This window comes from Aeromonas sp. R5-1, from assembly GCF_040908265.1.
Classification (GTDB): domain Bacteria; phylum Pseudomonadota; class Gammaproteobacteria; order Enterobacterales; family Aeromonadaceae; genus Aeromonas; species Aeromonas caviae.
In genome coordinates this window covers 1-9,396 of the sequence record NZ_JBFODJ010000109.1, presented here as the reverse complement: position 1 = coordinate 9,396, position 9,396 = coordinate 1, and the positions used below count along the sequence as shown (strand labels likewise).

General features: G+C 55.3%; 6 protein-coding genes. 4 read left to right on the top strand and 2 right to left on the bottom strand.

All coding sequences use genetic code 11. The annotated features are described in order from the left end of the window. Positions 1 to 33: 33 nt before the first annotated feature. Entirely contained in the window at positions 34 to 3,000 is a 2,967-nt protein-coding gene (locus tag AB5Y64_RS15395) for a Tn3-like element TnAs1 family transposase (RefSeq protein WP_001138014.1), read from the bottom strand. A 3-nt stretch (positions 3,001 to 3,003) separates the two neighbouring features. Further along, on the bottom strand, positions 3,004 to 3,564 hold the full coding sequence (locus AB5Y64_RS15390; protein WP_001161490.1) for a recombinase family protein: 561 nt from the start codon (positions 3,562 to 3,564) through the stop codon (positions 3,004 to 3,006). Between the two features lie 309 nt (positions 3,565 to 3,873). On the opposite strand from AB5Y64_RS15390, the gene AB5Y64_RS15385 reads away from it, so the two are divergent. From AB5Y64_RS15385 to AB5Y64_RS15370, 4 genes are all read left to right on the top strand, one after another. After that, positions 3,874 to 5,451, top strand: coding sequence for a PAS domain-containing methyl-accepting chemotaxis protein (locus AB5Y64_RS15385; protein ID WP_001323889.1), 1,578 nt, complete (start codon positions 3,874 to 3,876; stop codon positions 5,449 to 5,451). A gap of 372 nt (positions 5,452 to 5,823) precedes the next feature. Then, on the top strand, positions 5,824 to 7,092 hold the full coding sequence (locus AB5Y64_RS15380; RefSeq protein WP_041206016.1) for an IS4-like element ISAeme4 family transposase: 1,269 nt from the start codon (positions 5,824 to 5,826) through the stop codon (positions 7,090 to 7,092). A gap of 273 nt (positions 7,093 to 7,365) precedes the next feature. Next, entirely contained in the window at positions 7,366 to 7,989 is a 624-nt protein-coding gene (locus AB5Y64_RS15375; protein ID WP_368204138.1) for an oligosaccharide MFS transporter, read from the top strand. A 245-nt stretch (positions 7,990 to 8,234) separates the two neighbouring features. Next, a complete protein-coding gene (locus tag AB5Y64_RS15370; RefSeq protein WP_021141311.1) occupies positions 8,235 to 9,371 on the top strand; it encodes an ISAs1-like element ISAs12 family transposase in 1,137 nt (378 codons plus the stop codon). Positions 9,372 to 9,396: the final 25 nt, after the last annotated feature.

Here is a 9,396-nt window from a genome sequence, read left to right as displayed (position 1 = left end):
GGGGAGCCCGCAGAATTCGGAAAAAATCGTACGCTAAGGTTTTCCGGGCATCCGTAAGGGCCGAAACTTCCCGTCTTCCAGTCTGCGGCTCTGCCGCCAGACGTAATCGCCGGTTAGGTTGATGTGCTCCCAGCCCAGCGGCGACAGGAATTGCAGCAGCTCGCCGTCCACCGGCTTGCCGGCCTCGACCAACCCCTGGGTGGCGCGTTCCAGGTACACCGTGTTCCACAGCACGATAGCCGCCGTCACCAGGTTGAGGCCGCTGGCCCGGTAGCGCTGCTGCTCGAAGCTCCGATCCCTGATTTCCCCAAGGCGGTTGAAGAACACCGCCCTGGCCAGCGAGTTGCGCGCCTCACCTTTGTTCAGGCCGGCATGCACGCGGCGGCGCAGTTCAACACTTTGCAGCCAGTCCAGGATGAACAGCGTGCGCTCGATCCGGCCCAGCTCGCGCAGGGCCACGGCCAGTCCGTTCTGGCGCGGGTAGCTGCCGAGCTTGCGCAGCATCAGCGAGGCGGTGACGGTGCCCTGCTTGATCGAGCTGGCCAGGCGCAGGATGTCGTCCCAGTGGGCACGCACGTGCTTGATGTTCAGGGTGCCGCCGATCAGCGGGCGCAACGTCGGGTAGGCTTGCACGCCCTGCGGCACGTACAGCTTGGTTTCGCCGAGGTCGCGGATGCGCGGCGCGAAGCGGAAGCCTAGCAGGTGCATCAGGGCAAAGACGTGATCGGTGAAGCCGGCCGTGTCGGTGTAGTGCTCCTCGATCCGCAGGTCGGACTCGTGGTACAGCAGGCCGTCGAGCACATAGGTGGAATCGCGGACGCCGACATTCACCACGCGGGTGCTGAACGGCGCGTACTGGTCGGAGATATGGGTATAGAACAGCCGTCCCGGCTCGCTACCGTACTTCGGGTTGACGTGCCCGGTGCTCTCGCCCCGGCCACCCGCGCGGAAGCGCTGGCCATCGGAGGATGAGGTCGTGCCGTCGCCCCAGTGGGCGGCAAAGGCGTGGCGATACTGGTGGTTGACCAGCTCGGCCAAGGCCGCCGAATAGGTTTCGTCGCGGATGTGCCAGGCTTGCAGCCAGGACAGCTTGGCGTAGGTCAGGCCGGGGCTCGACTCGGCCATCTTGGTCAGCCCGAGGTTGATCGCATCACCGAGGATTGCGGACAGCAGCAACGTCCTGTCTTTGGCCTCGGCCCCGTCCTTCAAGTGGGTGAAGTGGCGGCTGAAGCCCGTCCAGTCGTCCACGTCCATCAGCAGTTCGGTGATCTTGATGCGCGGCAGTAACTGGCTGGTTTGGTCGATCAGCGCCTGCGCCCGATCCGGCACCGCCGCATCCAGCGGGGTGATTTTCAGCCCTGACTCGGTGAGGATGGCATCGGGCAGCTCGTTGTCCTTGGCCAGGCGGGTGACGGTGGCCAACTGCTCGTCCAGCAGCTGCAAACGCTCTTCCAGGTACTGGTCGCTGTTCGGGTTGATCGCCAGGGGCAGGGCCTGCTCGCGCTTGAGTGCGGCGAACTTCTCGGCCGGCAGCAGGTAGTCGTCGAAGTCGCGGAACTGCCGCGAGCCCTTGACCCAGATGTCGCCGGAGCGCAGGGCGTTCTTCAGCTCGGACAGGGCGCAGATTTCGTAGAATTTCCGGTCGAGGCCTTCCGGGGTGATCACCAGCGGCTTCCAGCGCGGCTTGATGAAGGCCGTGGGTGCATCGGCCGGCACCTTGCGCAGGTTGTCGGCGTTCATCTCACGCAGGGTCTGCACGGCTGCCAGCACGCCTTGCGCGGCCGGCGCGGCGCGCAGTTCCAGCACCTCCAGCAAGGCCGGCGTGTAACGGCGCAGGGTGGCGAAGTTCTCGCCGACCAGGTGCAGGTGGTCGAAGCCTTCCGGCCGGGCCAGCAGCTCGGCCTCGCTGACGCTCTCGGTGAACTCGTCCCAGGGAATCACCGCCTCGATGGCGGCATAGGGGTCGCTGCCGCTTTCCTTCGCTTCCAGCAGCGCCTGGCCGATCCTGGAGTACAGGCGCACCTTGTCGTTGATCGCCTTGCCCTGCTTCTGGAACTGCTGCTGATGCTTGTGCTTCGCGCCGCTGAACAGCTTGACCAGGATGCGGTCATGCAGATCGACCAGCTCATCGATCACGGTCGCGGTGCTCTCCAGCACCACGGCGGCCAGGGTCGCGTAGCGGCGCTGCGGCTCGAACTTACCGAGGTCTTTGGGCGTCATCTGCCCACCCTCGCGGGCCAGCTTGAGCAGGCGGTTCTGGTGGATGTGCCGGCCCAGGCCTTCGGGCAAGTCCACCAACTGAAATGTCTTCAGCCGCTCGATGTGTTCCAGCATGTGCCGAGAGTTGGGTTTCAGCGGTGCCTGGCGCAGCCAGGTCAACCAGGTGATGCTGCTGCCGGCCTTGAGCTTCAACAGCTCGTCCAGCTTGGCCCGATGCGAGTCCGTGAGTGGTTCGACCAGGGCGCGGTAGACCCGCCGATTGGCTCGCGCAATGGCTTCCGAGCAGGCCCGGTCAATCACGCTCAGCGCCGGCAGGATGCGTCGTTTCTGCCGTAGGCTCTCCAGGGCCTGACCGGCCAGCAGCAAGCCTTTGTCGGTCTGCTGGGCCAGCTCGGTTAGCTCGCGCACCAGGGCGCGGAAGTCGGACAGGCCGAACGGGGCCAGTTGCAGGTAGGTGCGCAGTTCCTGGGCATGCTCGCGACGGGTCACGTCGCGCTCGCCGTACTTTGCCCAGCTCGCCGGCTCGGCCTGGACTTGCTTCGCCACCCACAGGATGACCGGCTCGGGCAGCTCGCTGTCGGTTCCCAGCGCGTAACCGGGGTAGCGCAGCAGGCAGAGCTGCACGGCGAAGCCGAGGCGGTTGGCGTCGCCGCGTCGCTGGCGGATCAGCGACAGGTCGGAGTCGTTGAAGGTGTAGTAGCGGATCAGGTCATCCTGGCTTTCCGGCAGCGCAAGCAGGGTGTCCCGCTCCGTGGCCGAGAGGATCAAGCGACGCGGCATGTGTCAGTCGTCCGTGCGGAGGTACTGGTAGAGGGTTTCCCGGCTGATGTTGAACTCGCGGGCAAGCTGCGCCTTGGGCTCGCCGGCCGTCGCTCGCTGCCGCAGGGTAGCAGCCTGCTCATCGGACAGGGCTTTCTTGCGGCCCCGGTACGCGCCACGCTGCTTGGCCAAGGCGATGCCCTCACGCTGCCGCTCGCGGATCAGGGCGCGCTCGAACTCAGCGAAGGCCCCCATCACCGACAGCATCAGGTTGGCCATCGGCGAGTCCTCGCCAGTGAACACCAGGCCCTCCTTCAGGAACTCGATGCGCACGCCGCGCTGAGTCAGCTTCTGTACCAAGCGACGCAGGTCATCGAGGTTGCGGGCCAGCCGATCCATGCTGTGCACCACCACTGTATCGCCTTCGCGGACGAAGCTCAGCAGCGCTTCGAGCTGGGGGCGCTGGGTGTCCTTGCCCGATGCCTTGTCGGTGAACACCTTGCTCACCTGGGTTTGTTCCAGCTGGCGTTCCGGGTTCTGGTCAAAGCTGCTGACCCGGACGTAGCCGATGCGGTGCCCCTGCACGATGTCTCCTTGGTTGAAGGCGGCTTAAGTGCACTTTCTGTTCCGTTGTGCCTCAAAGCCCATTTCTGTCAGGCTGAAATCTATAACCTTCGCGGGCATGTGTCAAAAAATGGGAAAGCAGACTCTATTCTGACGAAGCGGCGCGGCCCTGCCTGACATCAAGTTAGGGTATAGCCTAGATTGACATGCGCGATGCAACCCTTAACTTGCTTGCACCTATCGTTTCCATGCTAGCTTTATCGTAACGCTCAAGAAATTGGGCTTAATGCCGAAAACAATAAAATAAAACAGCCAACCCTTGAGGTTCTTATGCGCCAGAATTTACCAGTGACGGGTCGAAACTTAGAACTCCCAAAAGATGCCAATATTCTTTCGACTACCTCCCCTCAAAGCCATATCACGTACGTTAATCCTGACTTCATTAAAATCAGTGGTTTCACTGAGGAAGAACTATTAGGCCAGCCTCACAACATCGTAAGACACCCAGATATGCCGCCTGCTGCATTTGAGCATATGTGGAGTACATTAAAATCTGGCCGCTCATGGATGGGGCTAGTAAAAAATCGCTGTAAAAATGGCGACCACTATTGGGTAAGTGCTTATGTAACGCCAATAGCTAAGAATGGTTCGATTGTTGAATACCAGTCTGTAAGGACCAAGCCTGAACCTGAGCAGGTTTTGGCTGCGGAAAAATTATATGCTCAATTGAGAAGCGGGAAGGCCGCGAGGCCGAAATTGGCTGCTAGCTTTTCCGTGAAAATACTCTTGCTCATATGGGGTAGTATTATATCAAGCGCAATGGCTGCCGGCATGCTTACTGATACATCAATAAGCAGCTTATTGTTAGCCACTTTAATGTCAGGAAGCTTAAGCTCTGTTAGTGTTTTGGCTATTCTCTCTCCTCTTGGAAGACTGGTTGAAAGAGCCAGGAATATTTCCAATAACCCATTAAGTCAATCCCTCTACACTGGGCGCACCGATGAGTTTGGCCAAATAGAGTTTGCTTTACGAATGATGCAAGCTGAAACAGGCGCCATAGTAGGTCGCATAGGTGATGCATCAAATCGGCTTAGCGAACACACCCGAGGCCTACTAAAGGATATTGAGTCAAGCAATGTACTTACAGTTGAGCAGCAGGCAGAGACAGATCAAATAGCAACGGCAGTAAACCAAATGGTGGCAAGCATTCAAGAGGTTGCGAGCAATGCACAGCATGCTGCAGATGCGGCCGGAAGAGCAGACACTGAGACGGCATCTGGCCAGCGTCTGGTAGCCCACACAAGCCAGTCAATCACTGCCCTTGAAGGTGAAATTAGGCAAGCCACTCAGGTTATTCATGAGCTTGAAGGTCAAAGTAACGAGATATCAAAAGTTCTTGACGTTATACGAGGGATCGCCGAGCAAACGAATTTGTTGGCACTCAACGCAGCAATTGAGGCCGCGCGTGCTGGTGAGCAGGGGCGTGGTTTTGCTGTTGTCGCCGATGAGGTTCGCAGTCTTGCTGCTCGCACACAGCAATCGACAACGGATATTCAAAGCATGATCAGCGCTCTACAAGAGCGAGCGCAATCCGCTGTTACAGTCATGGAGCAAAGTAGTCGGCAAGCGCACACGAGTGTAGCTCACGCAGAGGAAGCAGCTACAGCTCTTGATGGAATTGGCCAACGCGTTAACGAAATTACCGACATGAACGCGCAAATAGCGACTGCGGTCGAGCAGCAGGGAGCAGTAAGTGAAGACATAAACCGCAGTATTATCAATATACGCGATGCTGCTGATACCAATGTACAGACCGGGCAGAATAATTTGCAAAGTGCGAAATCTGTCGCTCAGTTAACTAGCGCTCTGAGCGAACTGGCAAAACAGTTTTGGGAAAAACGAGGATAACGCTTTTCAGTATCTCGACAGGGATAACTTACTTTACCATCGGTTATCCCTTTTAGCCGCACAAATTTTAGCCATGGCTTTTCAGGAAGTCAGGGCTATCAGAATGGCCTTAGAAAGCCTAGTCAAAGAGCTGTCACGAGAACACCGTTAGCTTAGCGTACGATTTTTTCCGAATTCTGCGGTTCCCCCATGATGAACCCTGTTCCATGGCTCCAGATGACAAACATGATCTCATATCAGGGACTTGTTCGCACCTTCCCTAGTCAATGCTCATGTACAGGATCTTTAGCAGCAACCAATTGAAATAGATATAAAAATGGCTTCGATTGTGATCTGATTTTATCGCCAAACAAAACCGCCACGCACGAAGCCATGACCATTATCGATGCCAACCACTATCTTGAGCAACTTCTCTCTCCTGCCGAACTCGACCGCATTGCCCGTGACTGCCAATTTTGCTTGCGCAAACGAGCCATTACGCCTGCCATGCTGGTGACTGCACTCTTGCGGGCACTTGGCTGCGACCAGGTCGATGGTATCGCTGGATTGCACCATCATTTCAATGCCTTGCAACTGGTTGATGCCCATCAGGTTTCCTACAAGCCCTTTCACAACCAGTTGCGCAAAGCGTCGTTCGCCCTGTTCATGAAGGCGCTGGTTGAACGGGCTATCGCCTTGCGTATCGGCCAACAGATGAAGACTGCATCCCTTGGCGCATTCAAACAGGTGTTGTTGCAGGATGGTACTTCCTTTGCCGTCCACAAAAGCCTGGCCGAAGTGTTTCCGGGAAGGTTCAAGACCATTAGCCCGGCGGCAATCGAGTGTCATATGCTCATGTCTCTATTGGAGCAAAGTCCAGTTTGCATGCAGGTCTCTGCCGATACGGCGTCAGAGCGCCAGTTCCTGCCTGAGCCCGAGCGGCTCAATAACAGCCTGCTGTTGGCGGACGCGGGTTACATCGATATGGCCTACTTTGCGAAACTAAACGAGGCGGGCGGTTTCTATCTGGTCAGGGGTAGTAAGAGCCTGAACCCGAAGATTATCCGGGCATGGCGCGGTGACGAACGGGAAGTGCCGAAGCTGGCGGGCCTGTCACTCAAGGATGCTGGACGGCGGCACTGTCGGGCAGAGGTACTGGATATGGTGGTGAAATCGGGCAAGTTCGAGTATCGGCTGATCCGACGCTGGTTTGCCGAGGAGAAACGGTTCTGTATCTGGATGACCAATCTGCCACGAGAGGCATGGCCAGCAGAGCGGGTGATGAGCCTGTACCGCTGTCGTTGGCAGGTGGAGCTGCTGTTTAAGGAGTGGAAGTCGCACAACCGGCTCAAGGGCTTTGTGACAGGTCAGAAAGCCATTGCCGAGGGGCTGGTGTGGGCCAGCCTGTTGTCGCTGGTGATGAAAAGACGGGTAGCTCAGACGCTGATGGGGGACGGTTTATCCACACTGAAAGCGGCGAAAAATAGCGGAACCTGGTGGTTCCCGTTATTGGAAGCGGTGGCTCATCGGGTGTTGGTGGAAATAAGAGAGCGTCTGGAATGGGCTGCCGTTTACTTGGCGAAAAATGCCCGTCGAACCAAGCAGCGAAAATCGATACAGAACAGGACCTTAGAAGGAATTTCAAATGAAGTGTTTTCTTAAGGTCCTGTATATGAGTCAATGCTTACGTTAATGAGTTTACCTTGTGGTAGCGCTTTCTCGATCTTTTATGAAAAAAGTAGATTTTTATTAGTTTTATGTGATCTGGGTCACTTATTTGTTGTTCTTGTCACTGTCGCAGTGTAACCGATTGCATAAATTGTATCTCTCGTCACAGTACGCTGCATCATTAGTACGTACTCTTGCTGTCATGGGAGGGGATCTTGATGGTTCGCTCAAATGGTCGGCTTGTTATGTGAAATGGGTGGATACTTGATGAGCATTGAAAAACTGTTCGGATTGAACAAAAACTTGGTAATGTTTGGCGCCATATTCTTCCTTTACTTCTTTATAATGGGAGCTTACTTTCCTTTTTTTCCAATTTGGTTACATGATGTAAATGGCATCAGCAAGGCTGAAACTGGAATTGTCTTCGGCACAATTTCTTTATTTGCACTTCTATTTCAGCCTGTGTTTGGGCTGGTTTCTGACAAGCTAGGGCTGAAAAAGCATTTGCTCTGGATAATCATCGGATTACTGGTCTTCTTCGCGCCCTTCTTTCTTTATGTATTGGCACCATTGCTGAAATTGAACATCTATCTCGGTTCTATCGTAGGGGGCATGTACATAGGTTTTGTATTTGCAGGCGGGGCTCCAGCCATCGAGGCTTATGTTGAGAAGGTGAGTCGCTCCAGTCAGTTCGAGTTTGGCCGTGCAAGGATGTTTGGCGCAATAGGCTGGGCTCTCTGTGCCTCTATCGTAGGCATCATGTTTACCATTAACAATGAGTTCGTGTTCTGGATGGGGTCTGCTTTTGCTGTTGTAATGGCGGTTCTATTTTATTTTATAAACCCTGGTCGTGGAACAGGGCGAGATCGTGAACATTTTGTTAAAAATTAAAAATAGTTTTTTGCCTACAAAACAAATACTTATAGGCCTGTGATATGCAGTTAACTTTATAGTCAGGATCGCCTTCACACTTTTTAATCGTCACTGCACGTCATTTCAGCTCAAAAAATGCGCATGAAATCCAAAAAATGATAATTTCCATGATTTCCATAGTTAACAATTTGCTCACATCCTCACCCTGAAATTTGACCTGGTGATCCGGCTGTGATCTCATGCTCCTTTTCAGGAGTGCTCTCATGTCTATTGATGCCGTTTTCGCTCAGTTCTTCGACAATATTCACGACCCTCGCCAGCATGCCAAGATTTATTATCCCTTCTACGATGTCCTGTTTCTCACCGTCTGTGCCGTGATCGGCGGGGCTGAGGGCTGGGAAGATATTGAGGATTTCGGCGAGGTTCATCTTCCCTGGTTTCAATCCAAGGGACTGTTTAAAAACGGCATTCCTGTCCATGACACCATTGCCAGGATCATCTCCGGCATCAAACCAGAGCCGTTTCAGGCCGCCTTTGTGCGGTGGACTCAAGCCATTAACCAGCACACCGATGGCGCCCTGGTCGCTATCGATGGCAAAACCCTGCGCAGTTCCTATGACCGTGAGGATCGAACGTCGACCATTCACATGGTCAGTGCCTATGCCGCCGCCAATAAGCTGGTGCTCGGACAGATAAAAACCGACGCCAAGTCCAATGAAATTACCGCTATTCCCGAGTTGCTGGCGCTGCTCGACATCAAAGGCTGCCTGGTATCCATCGATGCGATGGGGTGCCAGACCGAGATCGCCGAGACCATCCTTCAGCAAGGTGGCGATTACTTATTGGCCGTCAAAGGCAACCAACCCAAGTTGTTCGAGGCGGTTCGACAGGCCCTCGCCCCGCTGGCGGCCACCCCGTTATGCGCAGAGACGATGACGCTTGAGAAGGCTCATGGCCGCATCGATGGTCGTGAGTACCATGTCATGGCGGCGGGCGAGTTGGCCGCCCAGTTTCCTCATTGGAAACAGTTGCACAGCATTGGCGTGGCCATCTCCTATCGCGTTGAAAATATGCAAAAAATTACCATAGAGCAGCGTTATTTCATCAGTTCCAAAGCGTTGGTGCAGGATGAGTTTGCGCGAGCGGTGCGTGGGCACTGGGCCATCGAAAATAGCCTGCACTGGGTGCTGGACGTCACGATGGGCGAGGATGATTGCCCGATTTATCGCGGTGATGCCGCAGAGATTTTGGCGTGCATCCGGCACATGGGGCTGAACATGCTCAGGGCCGAGACTTCACGCAAGGCGAGCGTAAGACGGAAGCAAAAAATCGCAGGAATGAGCAGTGAATATCTGGAAACGGTACTCAATGCGGGTCTCAAAAAACTGGGTGAAATTTAACAAAATGTTCACGCTCTCACCCTGG

Bases quoted from the DNA above. Each gene is read 5' to 3' on its own strand.
- AB5Y64_RS15395 (WP_001138014.1), bottom strand. From the start codon at position 3,000: ATGCCGCGTCGCTTGATCCTCTCGGCCACGGAGCGGGACACCCTGCTT.
- AB5Y64_RS15385 (WP_001323889.1), top strand. From the start codon at position 3,874: ATGCGCCAGAATTTACCAGTGACGGGTCGAAACTTAGAACTCCCAAAA.
- AB5Y64_RS15380 (WP_041206016.1), top strand. From the start codon at position 5,824: ATGACCATTATCGATGCCAACCACTATCTTGAGCAACTTCTCTCTCCT.
- AB5Y64_RS15375 (WP_368204138.1), top strand. From the start codon at position 7,366: ATGAGCATTGAAAAACTGTTCGGATTGAACAAAAACTTGGTAATGTTT.
- AB5Y64_RS15370 (WP_021141311.1), top strand. From the start codon at position 8,235: ATGTCTATTGATGCCGTTTTCGCTCAGTTCTTCGACAATATTCACGAC.